Below are 19,147 nucleotides of genomic sequence, written 5' to 3' on the forward strand. Positions count from 1 at the left end.
TCTTATGATTGCCTTGGCGGCTGAAAAAGGCCTTCAGCAAAGTGCGAAGAAGACGGTTCTTCATACACAAAATTGTGCGTTTTGAATTCAAAAATTTCAATGGGAGTCAAAGTCTCTAGAGGCTGACTTAAGATAAATGCGGGAATCGAACAAATATGTGAATGGTGTTGAAAAGGTAATTGTTCGTGCTCTGTTTTTTCATGATCATCGGTGTTTTGATGTGCTGCTTTCAACTCACCGTAATGCTTTGATATAAATACAAATAGACTATCGCCATATTCCTTTTCATGATAACTCATATGCTCCAACAAATCATCTAATTGCGACATATCGTGCAAACTTAACCCCAAACTTTGGGTCAGAATTAATAGTGATAATATGGTAGAAAATAATGTTTTCACAAAGCTAAAGATAGTCATTTCATTCGTTTCTAGGATATTTCGTTCATAATTATTGTGAAAAACTCACGCCTTGACTTCCGTTTCTTTATGTTCCATGACCAACAACGGCACGTTTAGATTAAATGCAAAATCTTCAACGGTATGCCTTACAAATAATCGTTCTAGAAAGGAGTGTTTCTTACCTGTCATTACCAACAGATCCATCAATTGCTCCGTAATATAGGAACCTATCGCCTTCGGTACATCGTCACTTTCTAATTCGACAAACCTATGATTAATTTCCCGTAAGAAGGCATCTAATAGTGCTTTGTTTTTTTCTTGCTCTTTAGTTAAACCATGTGCATTTGTAACGTGAATGACATGCACAGCACTATTAAATAGCTTCGCCATTTGAACTAAGACATCTAGATCCTTTGGATGATAGGTTGATTCATAATTTGAACTAAAGCCTATGGTCTTGAGCGATCTAAATTCATGATTATCCGGAACCGCTATGATTGGACAATTCACACGTTGAATGACACGTATCGTATTTGAGCCAAATAGTTTTTTTTCTAATTTTGACTCACCTTGAGTTCCCATAACGATCATATCAATAGATGCCGTTTCCACAACCTGATCAATCGCATCAATAAAATTGTCATAATCGACTTTAGACTTAAAGCTATGTAAATCTTTATTTCCTATGGATTTCAGGTTTGAAATAAGTGCTTCAATCTTTTCCTTTGCTGTTGAAACTAAGGATTCATAGACCGATTCTGAAGCTTGCATTGCCATAAGATCATCAGAAATAAACCCTGAAGTTTTTTGAACATGAAGCACAAAAAACTCGCAAGGTACATCCTTAAAACATGCCAAAGCATAGTGCATGGCATTGATGGAGTTTTCGGAAAAATCAGTAGGTAGTAGTACGTTCTTCATGTCATTCGTCTTTAATGTCCCTAAGTTAAGAATTAGTATTGACAAAATTTATGATTTATCTCATCCTTACAATTCCAAGTGACTAAAAATTTTAAATAAATTAGTATGATAGCTATATGCATTGTATTTTCGGCACAATAAATGTTGACTCTATCGTTAATTGTATAAAACTATTTCGAATGAAATTATTTCTAATACTCACGCTTCTTATTGGTACGTGCTTCTCTAATGCTCAAAACACAACGATTGCAGCTGGTGAAAAATTAACCTTTAGCGCTTCCTATAATATGTCTGGACTTATGACAGAATTAGCACAAGTCAATATGGAAACAAGTGAGGTGAAAACATCAACTTCAACCTTGTTAAAACTGAAATGTACAGCTGCTACTTATAGTAAATGGGATAATTTTTTCAAAATCAGAGATTTGTACGAAAGCTATGTCAGTCCGAAAACCTTGACACCTTACTTATATAACAGGGACATTTACGAAGGTGGCTATGAAAAATTTATGAAGTATAAATTTAATCACAAGACGAAATCCGTAGAGAGTGTCAAAAGAAAGAAGCGAGGTGACGGCACCACATGGGAAGAAAAAAAATCATTAAAAGTGGGAAGTAGCACGAGGGACTTGGTGAGTACCTTATATCATATCAGAAATTTAGACATCCATAAGGCCAGTATTGGTGACAGTCAAAACTTTACCGTATTATTTGATAATAAAGAGCAGATTATTAAAGTGACGTTTTTAAGCAAGGAAAACTTAAGTACGGTATTAGGGAACAAAATGTGTTATAAACTAGCCATATCTATCAATAATAGTAACGTCTTAAAGGGCAACAATGACAATCTATTATGGCTCACGGCTGATGACAATAAAGTACCAGTATATGCCAAATTTAAAATACCTGTTGGAAGTGGTGAACTAAAGTTAAAATCCGCTACAGGACTAAAACATTAACATCAAAATGAAAAAATTATTTTTAGTATTAGGATTTTTGACATCCATATTAGCGCTCATACTGGCAGTAACTCCTTTATCTAAAATCGCTTACATACCCTCTGTTGCTGCACTTTTATTCGGTGTCTTGACCCTTGTGACATCAAGAGAAAACACCCAATATAAAAGATCGATTCAGCTGGTTTTTCTTATGACCATTTGCGCATTGGCGTTAACGACATATAAGGTCATATTTAATGAAGTTGAAGTTGGTAATACCGAGCAATTGGAACAAAAAATGGAAGCGTCGGAGGAAGAATCTCTACAAGAACTCGAAGGTATTGATATTGAATAATTTGCAAGACTCATAATTTCGTTCCATCTGTTTCCTTATTCGCTTTTTTTTTATTTTATTTGAGCTAAAATCAGCCACTTTTAATCCTTAAATGAAAATTCACCTTGTTGCTTTAGCACTTTTTCTCGTAGGCTCTTGTGCTACTTTGAGATATTCGGAGAAAATAGAAAAGATAAAAGCCAATATCGTTTTTGAAGACTCGGAGACGCTAAAATCCTATTTGGAAACGATCACAGAAATGGAATTAAAAACCCACGTCTATCAGTTTTCTTCAGATAAATTCCAAGGTCGTAGAGCTGGTGAACCTGGACACCACAAAGCTTCAAAGTTCATTAAGGACTACTACATCAAAGAAGATATTAAATCACCGCTAGGCTCCAAATATTATCAATACATACCTGAATCTTACTTTTCTGAAGGGATTAAAGATTCTCAGAATGTCATCGCCTATATTGAAGGCACAGAGCTGCCTGATGAAGTGATAATTATTTCAGCACATTCCGATCATGAAGGTTATAATGACAACGAGATTTACAATGGTGCCGATGACAATGGATCTGGTACAGCTGCTGTCTTGGAAATGGCTCAGGCATTCAAAAAAGCGGCTTTGAACGGACACGGTCCGAAACGCAGTGTTGTTTTCCTACATTTAACGGGTGAAGAAGTTGGACTAAATGGTTCACGTTACTATACGAAATACCCGGTATTCTCAATGAAAAACACAGTGGCGAATCTTAACATCGACATGATTGGTCGTGTGGATGATGATCACATTGACAAGCCCAACTATGTTTACGTGATTGGTGCAGACCGCTTAAGTACGGAACTTCACTATATTTCAGAAAAGGCAAATGATAACTTTGTAGGGTTAGACTTGGATTATAAGCTCAATAGTGACAATGATCCCAATCGCTATTATTTTAGATCCGATCACTATAATTTTGCTCAAAAAGGCGTTCCTGTTATATTCTATTTTAATGGTGAGCATGAAGATTATCACGAACCAACAGACACACCTGAAAAAATCAATTACACCTTACTTGCAAAGCGTACCAAACTCATATTTGCAACAGCCTGGTATTTGGCGAATGCAGAAAATAGAATTGTTGTAGATAAAGAGTATTAACGCCTGTTAAAATTTAGCCAAAGACCAACATATAAGGCGAAAAAGCATGAAGATTTTTCGTATTATTACGTTTAAAATAGATTCACAATACATGAAAACAGCTCTTAATTTCCTCGGAATTGCCCTATTATTATTCAGTTGTGGCAGTTCCAACAATTCCAAACAAGTTAAAAACAAAGTCCCAGCAGATCCAACAGTTTACGGTAATACAATTACCTCTGAAGAATTAAAGGAGTTACTATACACCTATGCTTCAGATGAGTTTGAAGGTCGAGAGACAGGTGAGCCAGGACAAAAAAAAGCCGTTAATTTCCTCAAAGAAAATTACGTGTCTTTAGAAATTCCATCACCCCTTTCTGGTGATGATTACTTCCAAGAGGTGCCACTTACTAGACAAAAAGCACCGATGGTCTCACTGAAGGTGAATGGTGTCGATTTTGAATATTTCACCGATTATTTGGTATTAGGAAGTGCTGAAACACAAGATGTCAATTTTAAGGAGATTGTTTACGCAGGCTATGGCATTGATGCTGAAAACTATTCGGATTATAAAAATCTAGATGTTCAAGGTAAGGTAGTTCTTATAAAAAGTGGTGAACCAACAGATGATGCTGGTAATTTTATTACGACTGGAACCACAGAAGCTACCAAATGGAGCTCAGGTAGAACATCTTTGTTATCCAAACGAGATGCTGCAAAATCTCATGGCGCTAAAGCCTTATTGTTTTTAAATGACAACATGATCGCTCAATATGGTCCTTATTACAAAAATGCCGCAGAGTCTGGAGCGGCAGGAAGGATATCTTTGAAAAGCAATGAGCCAGAAATGCTCTTTGTGATGATTGGTCAAAAATTTGGTCAAGCTATCTATCCTGAAGTTATGACGACGGAAGCTCCTAAGGCCTTTGAATCATCTATTTCAGGTAAAATTACGAGTCAGTCAGATGAGGTATCTTCTGAAAATGTCGTAGCATTTTTAAAAGGTTCAGAAAAACCAGATGAGATTGTCGTGATTTCGGCGCATTTAGATCATGAAGGTATCAAAGATGGTCAAGTTTATAATGGTGCTGATGATGATGGATCAGGTACTGTGGCCATATTAGAAATCGCCGAAGCATTTAAAGCTGCTGCAGATGATGGTTACACGCCAAAACGTTCATTGCTATTTTTACATGTGACTGGCGAAGAAAAAGGACTTTTAGGATCCAGACATTACACAGATAATGACCCTATTTTCCCATTAGAAAATACAGTGGCCGATCTTAATATTGACATGATTGGTAGAATAGACCCTAAACGTGAAGGCGACCGCAATTATGTGTACCTTATCGGAAGTGATAAATTGAGTACTGAACTTCATAACCTATCGGAAGAAGTGAATACTAAATATACCAATATCACTTTGGATTACACTTACAATGATGATAATGATCCGAACCGTTTTTATTACAGAAGTGACCATTATAACTTTGCTAAGAATAACATCCCAGTCATTTTCTATTTCAACGGAACGCATGATGATTACCATCAACCTGGTGATACACCAGATAAAATTGAATATGACTTATTAGAAAACAGAACACGCTTAGTTTTTTACACAGCTTGGGAAATTGCGAATCGCGAAGCGCGATTAGTTGTAGACAAAGCTACAGAAGAAGAGTAATGATCTGTTCCTACTATTTAAAATACAACATACAAAAAAAGCTTCCCTAAATAAGGGAAGCTTTTTACTTCTGGGTGGATGATGGGATTCGAACCCACGACCCTTGGTACCACAAACCAATGCTCTAACCAACTGAGCTACAACCACCATGTGTAGCATTTTTGTAATGCGTGTGCAAATGTAAATTATTTCACAGTTACTACAAAGACTTTTTTTAAAATTATTACTTTAAATCAGACAAACTATCAACAGCAACATATCGCTCCACAGTAAATCCTTCTCCGTATTCAGTACCGATAATTCTACCGAGATCTCTCGCTCTATAAATGATGCTATCGGTGAAATTCTTACTAGAAATTGGTGTTTCTGGTTCGTCACTATTGGGATCATAGAATTGCGTTTTATAGGCTAAAACAGCATCCATCTTGGTGTCTATAAAACCGGTCACGTCTATCACAACATCAGGCTCTAAGGATTTCCACTGAATAAAATGCAAAACTAATTTTGGACGCCATTTTTCTTGATTCTTCCCTTGAATCGTGGTCTCGATTTTCATCAATCCACTCAAAAAGCAAGCATCACTCACTAACTGACTTCCCTTGCCGTGATCAATATGCCTGTCATCGATGGCGTTACATAGCACAATTTCAGGTTGATACTTCCGAATCATTTTTATCACCTCCAATTGATGTTCCTTATCATTTACAAAAAAGCCATCTGAAAAGCCTAAATTATCTCTTACAGTAACACCGAGTATTTTAGCGGCATCATCAGCTTCTTGAGCACGTGTGTCTTCTGTCCCTCGTGTGCCTAGTTCACCGCGTGTTAAATCAATAATTCCCACCTTTTTTCCTCGAGCTACTTCCTTTGCTATTGTTGCTCCGCAACCTAATTCGGCATCATCTGGATGTGCTCCAAAAACCAATATATCTAATTTCATCTGTCTCTGTTTAAAAAAATCATTCGCTGTCACGCGCTCCTTTAAAAGCGCTTCTCATGCACTCTTAACTGGTCATGACCATAGCGCAAAATTACTCTAAAAAAATAAATCTACCATAGTTGATTTTGTTCCTAAGATGGAATCACCTTTACCCTAAAGCATGTTTGAGGCATTGTATAATAGATTATCGATGAAATCAATGGGTATTAGATGATAAATATCATAGGAAACACATAGATATTAGTCTAATTTTATAAACTCTAATACCACCATGAAAATAGGGCTGCATTTGAAGAATCTTAAAATTAACACCTTAATGTCATTTAAAATTTGAAAAAAAGCAAATAAAACGTCACAAGTCATTATAAAAAACAGTCCTTTAATTAAAGAGCATCACCAATTAAAGGATGATATCTAGAAATTTACGAAAATGAGGTTGGCAACTATATAAAAAGGCTAATTCATGATTACAATGCGCTGGCCTCATTTTCTTTTAATTCTTGGAGGGCTTTTTTTGAGAAGAATGTCCAAGCTACGACTCTACTTTTTTTATTTCCTAAAGTAGAATCAAGAATTTTAATTTGTTGGGCTCCTAATTTTTCCAGAGATGTTTTCATGGATTTGATATGCTCACTTTTTGAGACCAAAGAGGTATACCATACACAATTGGTTTTCAACAGAGAACTTTGATATAAATAATTGTGCAAAAAGGCTTTTTCACCACCTGGATACCAAAGTTCATGCGCTAAACCACTAAAGTTACGTTCCGTCTTATTTTGAACTGTTCCCAAACCTTTCAGTTTGCGCTGCGTTTGTTTTTGCGCTTCTTCAGCACTGCTGAAAAATGGTGGATTACACATACTTGCTGTTAGGGTTTCCGAAGTAGATAACACACCTGTAAGTATCTGCTGAGGATCTTGTTGGAGTCTTAATGAAATGTGCTGACTCAGGTGATTATTATCAACAATTTTTTGAGCAATTTGAAGCGAGTTTTTATGGATATCAGTGCCCACAAAAGACCAACCATAAACGGCATGTCCCAAGAGTGGATAAATACATGTAGCACCAGTACCGATATCTAAAATTTTTATGGTCTTGCTACGAACCGTGTCAACAATCAAATCATTTAAAAGATGGATATAATCGACTCTACCAGGTATAGGCGGACATAAATTGGTGTCTGGAAAATCCCAATATGAGATATTATAATACCGTTTTAAAAGCCCCTTATTTAATAATTTAACGGCTTTCGGATTCGAAAAATCCACCGTAACTTTTCCAAAGTCATTTTTATAAATATAGGCCTCTAATTCAGGTGCAGCCGTAATCAATGCTTGAAGATCGTAATCACCTTGGTGTAGATTCTTTTTATGCAATGGAAGTGGCTTTAGTTTTGGTGATGGCTTGTTCGATGTCTTTCTTAAGATCCCTAAAAGTTTCAATACCCACAGAGAAACGAATTAATCGATCGCTAATTCCAACGGCATCACGTTCCTCCTGACTTAACAAAGCATGTGATGTTTTAGCCGGTAACAACATTGTACTTTCGACACCAGCAAGGCTCATCGATGATTTTATAAGTTGTAAGTGATTTTGAAATGCCATAGCATCTATCCCATCTTTTAATTCAAACGACATCATAGCGCCAAAATCATGCATTTGCGCTTTCGCTAAAGCATGCTCAGGATGATCTTTCAAACCAGGATAATAGACTTTAGCAACAGCGTCGTGTTGATTTAAAAATGTCGCAAGCTTTTTCGCATTTTTAGTTTGTGCTTTGACCCGTAATGCCAATGTTTTCATACTGCGTTCAAGCATCCAGACCGTCATGTCACTCAAACTTCCGCCGAGATTTTTAGACACATTCCAAATACGATCGATATGCAACTGTGAACTCGCAACAGCACCTGCGAGAATATCACTATGACCTCCTAAATATTTGGTAGCTGAATGCATGACTACATCAACGCCTAAATCTATGGGGTTTTGATTGATCGGACTCGCAAACGTATTATCAATTGTTGATATAATACCATGATCTTTAGCCAATGCTGAAACTCCTTTGATATCTGTGATTGTGAGTAATGGGTTGGATGGAGACTCTAAATGTATGACCTTGGTATTGGATTGTATCGCCTTTTCAAAATCGGCCACTGAATAACCATCGGTGAATGTAAACTCAATACCGTATTTCGGAAATTCTTCACGAATAAAATTACTCGTGCCACCATACAAGGTGTTTTGAACAACAATATGATCCCCTTTTTGTAAAAAGGCTAAAAACATATGGCTAATTGCCGCCATGCCACTTCCAAAAATCAGAGCCGCTTCCGTATGTTCTAAGGTTGCTATTTTTTTTGATAAAAACTCCTGATTGGGAGTGTTAAAATATCGTGGATAACGCTTTATATCCACATTATCAAATTGATAAGATGTAGATAAATACATTGGAGATACAGCACCTTTAAACTGCTCGTCCTTGATTTCTCCTATGTGTGTACAAATGGTATTTAATCCATACTTATGTTTAGTCATGCCTACTTTTTTGTTCGTCTAAAATTACAAAAAAGAAACACAAGACGCTCTTATAGTTAAAGAGTATTTAATGGGTAACGATAAGGCGTTTACTTAATTTCTGATGCCTAGTTCTGATAATGACAACATAGGTGCCTTCAGATAGATTATGTAACGGTACATCAAGTTTACCAAAAGTATCAGATTTCAAATGCGTCCAGGATTTTACATTTTGTCCCAATACGGTGTAGACTTTAATTTCTTGAATTTCAAAATAATCAGAAGCACTTATTTGCAATTCCTGTTGCGAATTTAAGTAATCGATGTTGAGTGTTTCATAGTTAGTATCAGTTACTGATAATTGATTATCTGAAAATTGCATGAGTGTAACGTCATCAGTAAAAGTGACAAAAAACCGATTAATAAAATCACCACTAGACATATTCTGAACAAAATTGGCGTCACTAATGGCTGTCGCTTGATTCGTTTGTGTATCGTAGATGTACACGGAAATCGGTTGATTAAAATTTTCAAGAGCTAATAAGGAAAATTCAATATTACCAGCATCAGCAAGGAACACACCAAGCGGATACGTTTTACTCTCATGAAATGCTCCAACACCCTGAATTACATAACGGTTGTGGTCAATCATCCAATTACAATCATTGGCGTAATCATCCATATTTTGGGCATCATAGCCGTAATCAAAACCATCTGAAGCTGTGTTATCAGGTGTAAATCCTAATAACAAATGTCTGGTATAGCCATTGGGTGTTGTTACATCGATACGCACACGCTGAATGGCGTTGGGATCACTCGAAGTCTCCAATTCTGAAAATGCATAGATGACTTTCGTTGGGGCACACAAAAGCATCACAAAAAACAGGTAGGTTAAGGTTTTCATTAGATTAGGGGTTAATGAAACTTTAATTTAGTTGTGAAGCAATGTAAACAATAAAAATAAAAAAATCCACAAAACGCATTTATAATCGATGAAATGCATCTTGTGGATCTAATAATGTAAGTTTTTATTTACAAATCTTTTAAAAGCACTTTACTCGTTAAGGTCTGAGTGGACGTCTTAACTTTGATAATATAAGTCCCTTCTGAATAGGTATCAACTGGTATTCTAATAGCTCCTTCTATCATGAACTCCTGTGGCTTACTCCATGTTTGTACTTCCTGTCCGAGCATATTATAAAGTTCAATGGATGTAACATCTGAGACATTTGGTGCTTTGACATAAATTTCCTGAGTAGAATGTAAATAATTGACAATCATTTGACTGATATTTTGCTCAGGTATGGAAAGCGCATCTTCCGATGAAAACGCTACAAAGAAGCGATCCAAATAGACATTGGCATCTAAAGTTATCTGAAAAGCCTCAGAATTAATTTCAAAATATGAATCCATTAAAGCATCATAGATATACACACTAATGGCCGTATCGAAGTTCTCTAGGGCATCCAATGATATTTCAAAAGTTCCAGTATCGTTCAAGAACATTCCAAGTGGATATTGCGATGTTTCATCAAAATCGCCCACACCTTGAGTCGTGTAGTTCTCATTTTCAATTCTCCAAAACATATCATTAGGAAACTCCGTATCAGAATTCATAGCATCATAGGCATAATCTACACCATCCGTTGCCAAACCATTTGGTACAAAACCTAAAAGCAAATGACGTGTCGCACCATTAAAGGTTGTAAAATCAATACGCACACGTTGAATTTCTGGATTTGGATCTTGAGGTGCATCGTACATATTAGGGTTGCTACTTCTTATAAAAGTTGAACTCGCTGCACTTTCTTTCACATAGACGCGCTGACTATTTTTAAATTGCACATTCCCTCCAAGATTACTAGAAGTGACAAAGAAGCCTTGAGCAATAGGAACATAGCGTCCAGGAAGCTTGGTTCCCACACCATTTCCACTAACTAGAGGTGGTGATACCGCTGCATTTCCTCCGGTCAAATTATAAGTCGCATAACCACCTTCATAGTCTTCAAGCACGTGTGTAAAATTAGAAGCATAGTGTTCCCAGAAATACAAGGTACCGTCTAAACTTTGTGATGACCCAGGATTTCCTCCAGGTATATTATCTAATATAAAGGCGTTAGCATCTATCGCAGAAGGATAAGGGTTTCCTAATAGAGCTTGGTTACCAATCGTAATTGGTGTATTAATATGTCCATTATTTGGCTTCCCTATAAACACATAATTTTGAACATCTGCTACTGGATCTCCAGCACCACTACCCTTCATGGTAAAGCCTAGTCCTGTATCTAAAACATCATTTTCATCAAGATCTCTCCATGCTGCATAGGTATCTTGCGGAAAATTTTCATAGGCATATAACCATCGGTTACTCATGGTAATAGGTGTGGTACTTCCATTGGCATCATGAGCTGTTGTCCAAAGCATTGTTTGTGGATTAGCTGAATTAGTTCCATCATGGATGACACTATTTAAACTATAGGGATTATTATTAGAACTCGTATTGATGGCACTCACTGGTGAACCCCAATAATTATAATTAAAGAGATTGGTAGTTCCTTGTTGATCGCGTTCTAATCGACCAGAACTCGTCACGTCGAGAACACTTCCTTCATCTTGTAATAATTGTGATTCTCCAAATAAATCAATAATCCCATCTAATTTCAAATAATGCGTAACTCTTAAAGATTGACCTGTATTAGTTTCATCTTGGTTGGCACTAGGATTGGAGATATTCAATACTTTGTTTGATGTATCTGATATTAATCCTAAAACGACAATATCCTTATTTCCTGAATTGATATCATGTGATGTTTGCACAATGTTCCAATTGATTGGTGTCACACCATCGACGCCAATACTGTTTGGTGCATCCCAAACATTGAAGTTTGTCCAGGTGTCATCCGTTTCCCAAAACTGACCATCGATTCTAGAGGTGTATGGTAAAGGAGCGGTCTCTTGTTGGGCCGTTTCCATGTTTCTTAAAAGTCCTCTAACGCCTTTATCGGCTACAAGGGTACCACAATTGACATTCATTCGGTAGTAACCATCTAGATGAGTCCATGACAATCCAGGGATATCCAATGGCACCACAACGCCTCTCACAGCCGTATTATCCTGAATTTCTTGATTCATCATTTGACGAATTTGACTTTCTGTAAGTGCCACATTCCAAATTCTTAATTCGTCCATCCAACCATGATAATAATTAACAGGTCTATTTGGAGGATTATTGGCTTGGTCCATGCCTCCTGCAATACCTCGCATCCCATTACTTGTAGGCAGCACACCAGCGATTGGACTACTTACAGAGATACCATCAATATACAAGTTATAATTTCCATTATCGTTGGTTACAGCAATATGATACCAGCGATCTGTTGATATCGGAAAACTCGATTGAATACTTCCAGTAGAATTCCAATTAAACGTCACTGTGGATCCATTCAAGCTTAAATCGTAACCAGTGGATAAATCATTAGCGTCTCTTTTTGACAGCAGTGTTTGGTTACCAGAAATTGACTCTGGTTTTACCCATACTTCAACACTAAAGGCGTTCGATAAATTATAATTGTCTTGAAAACTTATATAGTCATTAGTACCATCAAAATCAATCGTCGGACAACTTTCAATAGTTACTTCAATGGTATCTGAACATCCTACGGAAGGTACTGTCCATGTTAATAAGTAAGTTCCTGGATCAGCTGAAAATCGAGATGTCGGACTGCCAACATTTGAAAATGTATAATTGCCTCCACATGCCGATAATTGAGTGGCTGACCAAACACCAGCTTGTCCTGTACCAGGATAAGTTCCAGTTGTAAAAACTGTAGGATTAACAACGCCATTAGCTATGTTTTCTGCTGCCGTTAAAAAATTGTTATAAGCATTCAAAGTCACACTCTCACCGCACTCACCAATAATTTGTGTGATATCTTCACCTGCATAAGCTAATGTTGCATTAACGGTCACAAACTCGGTACCTTCAGGTCCATCAGCTCTACACCCATTGATAAGAGATGTCACACCGTAGGTTTGTTCACCTGGTGTCACAGGCGTTATTGTAGTCATAGAACCTGTTGTGACAACCGTACCTGTACCATCTTCCCATTCAATGACTTCATCAATTGGCGCTTGAGGTATGGTGATGCCATCAAGAGCCCATGAGCTCCCAACGGTAGAAGTAAACGTAAATCGTACTCTTAAATTGGTAAGCCCGATATAGTCACTTAAATCTAAGGAAACCGCATTACCTGGATCCTGTAAATTTATAGTCGGGACATTATTTGCACCGTTCCCTAAATTCACAAATCCGCCAGAATCACCAGGTCCACTAAAACTCATTAAGGTTACTGGATAGGTTGCGCCACCGTCAACAGATAATTCAACAATGCCCATAGCACCTGCTTGTAAATAATAAGCGGACTGGAAGTCAATACTCGCTGAGGATAAACCGAGTGTATTAAACACTGCTGTTTCCATGGTGGTAATTGGAGGCGATGGATCTGCGCCATTAAAATCGCCATAGGTTATCGCAAATTTATTTCCACCTTGATTTTTATAACGAACACCTTCGGTTATGTTACTACCGTTATTGGCATTTCCGTTACTTATTCCACGCCACGGTGTGGGTGCCGTATTACTACCCGAAGCACTCCATCCTGAAACACCATCATTACCATCAATTAACCAACCAGGAAGATTAGCTTGATTAAATTCACCGCCATTATTCAATTCTGGATTTGTGGCGAAAGAACTTTGAGCCTCCACATTGATACTATTACCTAAACACATATTAAATGTATCAGGACCAATAATTGTTGGTGGAATATCTGGTGGAATCACCACGATACGAACAATCGTAGACGTAGCTTGGCAACTCCCTATCTGAATAACTGCTCTAATCAATGTTGTTTCAAGAATATTAGGATAGTAATATGTAGTCGTCGTATTAGGAATATTGGTCCAAACCAAACCACCATTTGTAGAAGATTGCCAATAGGCAACATTTCCGGTATAACCGGATAAACTCAATGTGGCATTTTGAGGTTCATCAGGACAAGCTGTTACTTCAATTAAATTGTCAGATTCTGCCACAGTTTCTGTATTATTTAAGTATCCTATGACGGTACCTCCACTAATATTTGGACTTTCAACCGTCACTGTAGAAATACAGGTTGAAGAATTACCATTAGTATCCGTAGCTGTAAGAACTACGATATTCGTTCCTATATTGGTACAATCAAAAGTGTCTTGGGACAAACTAAGGGATACAGTACCACAATTATCATTGGAGCCATTGTCAATTTGACTTGGTATGATGGTTGCTGTTCCTGTAGCATCATCTAATTGCACTGTCATATCTTGACAAACGGCTACTGGATCTGTTGTATCATTAATAACGACACTCTGTACGACATCAAAACTGTTTCCATTACCATCATCAAAATTCCAAGTAATGGCATAGGATCCCTGAACATCATAATATAAGGGATCACTCGTGGTTCCCGTAATGGTTCCTGTACAACCATCTGTAGTTGTTGGGATGCTTACTGTGGCATCACATTCAGCTGTAATAACGGGTAAAACTGGTACCACAGGTCCTGTCACATCATCGATAATCACATTCTGTGGTACGACAATACTATTGCCATTACCATCATCGAAAGTCCAGTTAATCACATAGCTTCCTTGTGTGTTGTAAAAAAGTGGATCACTAGTCGTTCCTGTGATGCTTCCTGAGCAATTATCAGTCGTAGTTGGTGCGGTTGCTGTGGCTGAGCACTCACCTGTAATATCACTTAGGGTTGGTATTTGTGGATCTGTCACATCATCGACAATCACATTCTGTGGTACGACAATACTATTACCATTACCATCATCGAAAGTCCAGTTAATCACATAGCTTCCTTGTGTGTTATAAGTGAGTGGATCACTAGTCGTTCCTGTGATGCTTCCTGAACAATTATCAGTCGTAGTTGGTGCGGTTGCTGTGGCTGAGCACTCACCTGTAATATCACTTAGGGTTGGTATTTGTGGATCTGTCACGTCATCGACAATCACATTCTGTGGTACGACAATACTATTACCATTACCATCATCGAAAGTCCAGTTAATCACATAGCTTCCTTGTGTGTTGTAAGTCAGTGGATCACTAGTCGTTCCTGTGATGCTTCCTGAGCAATTATCAGTCGTAGTTGGTGCGGTTGCTGTGGCTGAGCACTCACCTGTAATATCACTTAGGGTTGGTATTTGTGGATCTGTCACGTCATCGACAATCACATTCTGTGGTACGACAATACTATTACCATTACCATCATCGAAAGTCCAGTTAATCACATAGCTTCCTTGTGTGTTGTAAGTCAGTGGATCACTAGTCGTTCCTGTGATGCTTCCTGAGCAATTATCAGTCGTAGTTGGTGCGGTTGCTGTGGCTGAGCACTCACCTGTAATATCACTTAGGGTTGGTATTTGCGGATCTGTCACGTCATCGACAATCACATTCTGAGGTACGACAATACTATTACCATTACCATCATCAAAGGTCCAGTTAATCACATAGCTTCCTTGTGTGTTGTAAGTGAGTGGATCACTAGTCGTTCCTGTGATGCTTCCTGAACAGGCATCAGTTGTAGTTGGTGCGGTTGCTGTGGCTGAGCATTCACCTGTAATATCACTTAATACAGTTGGATCAGGCGCTGTGGTATCTGCCACAGAAAAACTAGCTGTAAAATTCGCACCAAAATTGGAGATAAAATGCGTGCCGTTACCATCAGTCACAGATGTATATTCTGCTTGGGTATATAATTCAAGAAAATAATCACCTAAAGGTAAATTTGTTAAACTAACACTATTGGTCCCGTTAGATTCCCATATCTGATTAATTCCTGAGCAAGCCGCTGGACCGTCATCTGTGTTGAAGTCGATATTGATGGCATTAAATGTCGCAGGAGGTGTTGCAGACTGCAACCATATTCTGTAAAACAAGGTACCATTAATGATATCATGATCACCGCACTTAAAAATTTTATTTTGTCCTCCAACCAATTCATAAGTTCTAGAACATTCCAATGTTCCAAAATTAAACCCATCAAAATTGGGATTGGCAGTGTCAACATTTAAATCATAATACACATTATTTGCGCCATCATTCATAATGACGTAACTTTCATAAATACCCGATTGTGCCGCCAAGGTGGTTACACTGAGCATTGCGAAAACTAAAGCTGTTAACAAAAAGCGGACTTCCCTCATAATCAATAACATTTACGTAAGTTTCTTAGTCATGGTTTGCTAAGACTTCTAAGTCTGAGCAATCCTGATTGTAAATTTGGTCAATAAAAAATGTGCTATTAATCTCTTATAGGGATGAACAAATGTAGCGTGAGTGACTGATTTTAAGGAATTTAATCGCTGAAACGCTCAAATAAACTATCAAAGTTGATATTTATCAAATTTTTGTAAGAAAAACCATATTGAAACTACACTTCTTTCAATTTCCAACGACCTTTTCTAAACCAGATAATGGCGATTATTGCTATTAAAACCTCTGCCAATACAATTGCTAAAAAGACGCCAATGGAGCCGAGTTCAAAACTGATGGCCATGATATAAGCAAATGGTAATTGAAACACCCAAAAACAGACAAAATTAATTAATGTAGGCGTCATTGTATCTCCTGCGCCATTAAAGGAATTTATCACAACCATGCCGTAAGCGTAGAAAATATAACCTGCTGCAATAATTCGTAAACACAAACTGCCCTGTGAAATCACCTCAGGCACGTTGGTAAACCAAGCCATTATTTGTGGTGCGAAACTGAGATATAATAAGGATACAAAGCCCATAAATATAGCGCAATATTTTCCGGTTTTCCAAACCGACTTTTCAGCGCGATCTGGTTTTTTAGCACCTAGGTTTTGACCTACCAAGGTTGCCGCTGCATTACTCATACCCCAAGCTGGCATAAACGTAAACATCATTACTCGAATTGCAATGGTATAACCTGCTAAAACCTCACTTCCAAATTCACTCATTATTCGCATTAAAAACACCCATGATGATGTACCAATGAGAAACTGTCCAATACCTCCTAAGGAGACCTTTACTAAATTCAGCATAACACCAATTCGCAATACCACATCCTTAACACCAATTTTAATGGTACTCCAACCATAAATCAAAACAAGCAACTGAAATAGCACAGCCGTTCCTCTTCCGATGGTCGTTGCAATAGCTGCTCCTTCAACACCATAAGCTGGAACGGGTCCAACTCCAAAGATAAAAATAGGATCGAGGATAATGTTTAAACCATTAGACAAGATGAGCGTCCACATGGCCATAGACGCATCGCCAGCTCCACGAAAAATAGCATTGATAAGAAATAACAGCATAATTGTCACATTTCCGCCCAAAAGAATTTGAGTGTAGCCATAACCTTCAGCAATTAAATCAGGTTCACCTCCCATAAGCGCTAATATTTCTTTTGGAAATATGATACCTACAATGCTGATTAACACGGAAATCGCCAAGCCTAGTATGATCACTTGAACTGCAGCACGAGATGCCGCTTCTGTGTTTTTTTCTCCAACGCGTCTCGCGACAATAGCTGTAGCCGCCATACTGAGTCCGATAGCTAAAGCATATACTAATGTGATCACTGATTCCGTCAGGCCTATGGTTGCCACGGCATTGACACTCACTTTGGAAACATAGAAGATATCCACCACAGCAAAAACCGATTCCATCAGCATCTCTAGAATCATCGGAATAGAAAGCATAAAAACAGCTTTCCGAATACTTCCTGAAGTAAATTCTTGTTCTTTTCCTGAAAGCGCCTGTTTTAGATATAAAAAAAATTGTTTGAGGTTTAATTTAGATATTGCCATGATTATTTATAATTACAAATAAGTATGTATCGCAAGAAACGTTTGCGACTTATAAAATGGGTCACGAGAAAAGGTGACTTGGACGATGTGTGGACTTAAACAATCATAAGAGGATAAAGTTGCGACTTTATTTTTTAATTTCAAAATAGCGTTTGTACCTGATTAAATGCACTAATCACATTTTCCAACTCATCAGCCATTGTCAAAAGCTGTAAAAATCTGTACTTCGTCGAACATACTTGCATGTTAACAAATGTCTTGGTATTTCTATATCAAACCTATTGATTTTCAATGGGTATTTCTATATATTCGTACAAATCAACTAACTAATACTTCATGTTTAAAGCCGCTTTATTCGATATGGACGGTGTGATTGTGGATTCAGAACCCTTACATCACAAAGCCTATTTCCAAATGTTTGATGATATTAATATTAAAGTTTCAGAAGAGCTCTATGCCAGCTTTACAGGGCAGTCCACCCTAGAAATATGCAAAAAACTCATCACTCATTTTAATTTACCATTAGGTCCTCAAACCTTGGTAGATATCAAGCGATCTCATTTTAAGTATTTATTTGATCATGATACTGATTTGCATTTATTGGACGGTGTCCTTGACCTAATTAAGGACTATCACCATCATAATGTGACTTTAGTCTTGGCGTCTTCAGCTTCTATGGATAATATCAACCGTGTGTTTGAGCGTTTTGATCTCGATCAATATTTTTTAGCTAAAATCTCTGGAGCCGATTTAAAAGCATCTAAACCACATCCTGAGATTTTTGAGAAAGCCGCTGAACTTTCTGGTCATGACCCAAAGGATTGTTTTGTTATTGAAGATTCCACCAATGGTATTGCTGCCGCTAAAGGGGCTGGTATTTATTGTATCGGATTTGACAGTCTGCACAGTGAGGACCAAGATTATAGCAAGGCTGATTTGGTCGTTTCAGATTTCAAAGCCATCGCTTTTGATCAACTTGAAAAGCAACTTACGACTTCAAATGTCTAAATATGGCCAAAAACGAGCAGCTTGTTAAAGCCATACAAAAGTTAATCAATGCCGTTTTGGAAGCTCTAGGCTACGCGTCTTCTAAGAAAAAACGAACCTGGCATCAACACGTTGTGCCCTACCAAGATGCTTGGGCAGTTCGCAGAGAAGGCAATCAACGTATAAGCTCTAAACATAGAAAGCAAAGTACAGCTATCGACAAAGCAAAACGCTTGGCAAAACGCTATAAAGCAGATGTAATTATACATCGTGAAAGTGGTGGTATTAGAGATCGTTTAAGTTATCGTGACTAAACATTCTCACTGTATTTCAAATAAAAGAATAAATACCGTTGTTGTTTAAATGTCACCTTTCCCGATCCACCTTGTCATAGGCGCGAATCGCTAAAACGGCCCA

Annotated in this window: 14 protein-coding genes and 1 tRNA gene; 6 read left to right on the forward strand and 9 right to left on the reverse strand. The window is 37.7% G+C overall.

All coding sequences use genetic code 11. The annotated features are described in order from the left end of the window. Positions 1–2: 2 nt before the first annotated feature. The gene (locus tag ACU8DI_RS08065) at positions 3–401 is read right to left on the reverse strand and encodes a hypothetical protein (RefSeq protein ID WP_447112256.1); all 399 of its coding nucleotides are present in this window, start codon (positions 399–401) and stop codon (positions 3–5) included. 63 nt (positions 402–464) lie between these two features. Beyond that, positions 465–1,322: a universal stress protein gene (locus ACU8DI_RS08070; RefSeq protein ID WP_447112257.1), complete on the reverse strand. Its 858-nt coding sequence runs from the start codon at positions 1,320–1,322 to the stop codon at positions 465–467. A gap of 179 nt (positions 1,323–1,501) precedes the next feature. Between ACU8DI_RS08070 and ACU8DI_RS08075 the strand changes: the two genes are divergently transcribed. The 4 genes from ACU8DI_RS08075 to ACU8DI_RS08090 all read left to right on the forward strand — a co-directional run bounded on the left by ACU8DI_RS08075 (position 1,502) and on the right by ACU8DI_RS08090 (position 5,404). Continuing rightward, positions 1,502–2,281: a DUF3108 domain-containing protein gene (locus tag ACU8DI_RS08075; RefSeq protein WP_447112258.1), complete on the forward strand. Its 780-nt coding sequence runs from the start codon at positions 1,502–1,504 to the stop codon at positions 2,279–2,281. A 7-nt stretch (positions 2,282–2,288) separates the two neighbouring features. Further along, positions 2,289–2,615, forward strand: coding sequence for an FUSC family protein (locus tag ACU8DI_RS08080; protein ID WP_447112259.1), 327 nt, complete (start codon positions 2,289–2,291; stop codon positions 2,613–2,615). A 91-nt stretch (positions 2,616–2,706) separates the two neighbouring features. Beyond that, the gene (locus tag ACU8DI_RS08085; RefSeq protein WP_447112260.1) at positions 2,707–3,741 is read left to right on the forward strand and encodes a M28 family metallopeptidase; all 1,035 of its coding nucleotides are present in this window, start codon (positions 2,707–2,709) and stop codon (positions 3,739–3,741) included. Between the two features lie 91 nt (positions 3,742–3,832). Then, a complete protein-coding gene (locus ACU8DI_RS08090; RefSeq protein WP_447112261.1) occupies positions 3,833–5,404 on the forward strand; it encodes a M28 family peptidase in 1,572 nt (523 codons plus the stop codon). Positions 5,405–5,477: 73 nt separating this feature from the next. On the opposite strand, the gene ACU8DI_RS08095 is transcribed toward ACU8DI_RS08090, so the two are convergent. The 7 genes from ACU8DI_RS08095 to ACU8DI_RS08125 form a co-directional block, all read right to left on the reverse strand. Continuing rightward, positions 5,478–5,551, reverse strand: a tRNA-His gene (locus tag ACU8DI_RS08095). A 76-nt stretch (positions 5,552–5,627) separates the two neighbouring features. Continuing rightward, complete coding sequence (bshB1, locus tag ACU8DI_RS08100; protein ID WP_447112262.1) at positions 5,628–6,344, reverse strand: bacillithiol biosynthesis deacetylase BshB1; 717 nt, start codon at positions 6,342–6,344, stop codon at positions 5,628–5,630. A 467-nt stretch (positions 6,345–6,811) separates the two neighbouring features. Further along, a complete protein-coding gene (gene rlmF / locus ACU8DI_RS08105; protein WP_447112263.1) occupies positions 6,812–7,720 on the reverse strand; it encodes a 23S rRNA (adenine(1618)-N(6))-methyltransferase RlmF in 909 nt (302 codons plus the stop codon). Continuing rightward, positions 7,713–8,879 carry a trans-sulfuration enzyme family protein gene (locus tag ACU8DI_RS08110; RefSeq protein ID WP_447112264.1) on the reverse strand — a complete coding sequence of 389 codons (1,167 nt, stop codon included), beginning with the start codon at positions 8,877–8,879 and terminating at the stop codon, positions 7,713–7,715. Before ACU8DI_RS08110 ends, rlmF begins: the two co-directional genes overlap by 8 nt. 67 nt (positions 8,880–8,946) lie before the next feature. Further along, the gene (locus tag ACU8DI_RS08115) at positions 8,947–9,762 is read right to left on the reverse strand and encodes a T9SS type A sorting domain-containing protein (protein ID WP_447112265.1); all 816 of its coding nucleotides are present in this window, start codon (positions 9,760–9,762) and stop codon (positions 8,947–8,949) included. A 128-nt stretch (positions 9,763–9,890) separates the two neighbouring features. Continuing rightward, positions 9,891–16,109, reverse strand: coding sequence for a LamG-like jellyroll fold domain-containing protein (locus ACU8DI_RS08120; protein WP_447112266.1), 6,219 nt, complete (start codon positions 16,107–16,109; stop codon positions 9,891–9,893). A gap of 227 nt (positions 16,110–16,336) precedes the next feature. Beyond that, the gene (locus tag ACU8DI_RS08125; protein WP_447112267.1) at positions 16,337–17,743 is read right to left on the reverse strand and encodes an MATE family efflux transporter; all 1,407 of its coding nucleotides are present in this window, start codon (positions 17,741–17,743) and stop codon (positions 16,337–16,339) included. 336 nt (positions 17,744–18,079) lie between these two features. Between ACU8DI_RS08125 and ACU8DI_RS08130 the strand changes: the two genes are divergently transcribed. Together ACU8DI_RS08130 and ACU8DI_RS08135 are read left to right on the forward strand one after the other, a co-directional pair. Continuing rightward, on the forward strand, positions 18,080–18,751 hold the full coding sequence (locus tag ACU8DI_RS08130) for an HAD family hydrolase (RefSeq protein ID WP_447112268.1): 672 nt from the start codon (positions 18,080–18,082) through the stop codon (positions 18,749–18,751). Positions 18,752–18,753: 2 nt separating this feature from the next. Then, a complete protein-coding gene (locus ACU8DI_RS08135) occupies positions 18,754–19,044 on the forward strand; it encodes a DUF2188 domain-containing protein (RefSeq protein WP_447112269.1) in 291 nt (96 codons plus the stop codon). Positions 19,045–19,147 lie beyond the last annotated feature (103 nt).

It is taken from the genome of Psychroserpens sp. BH13MA-6 (assembly GCF_052983595.1).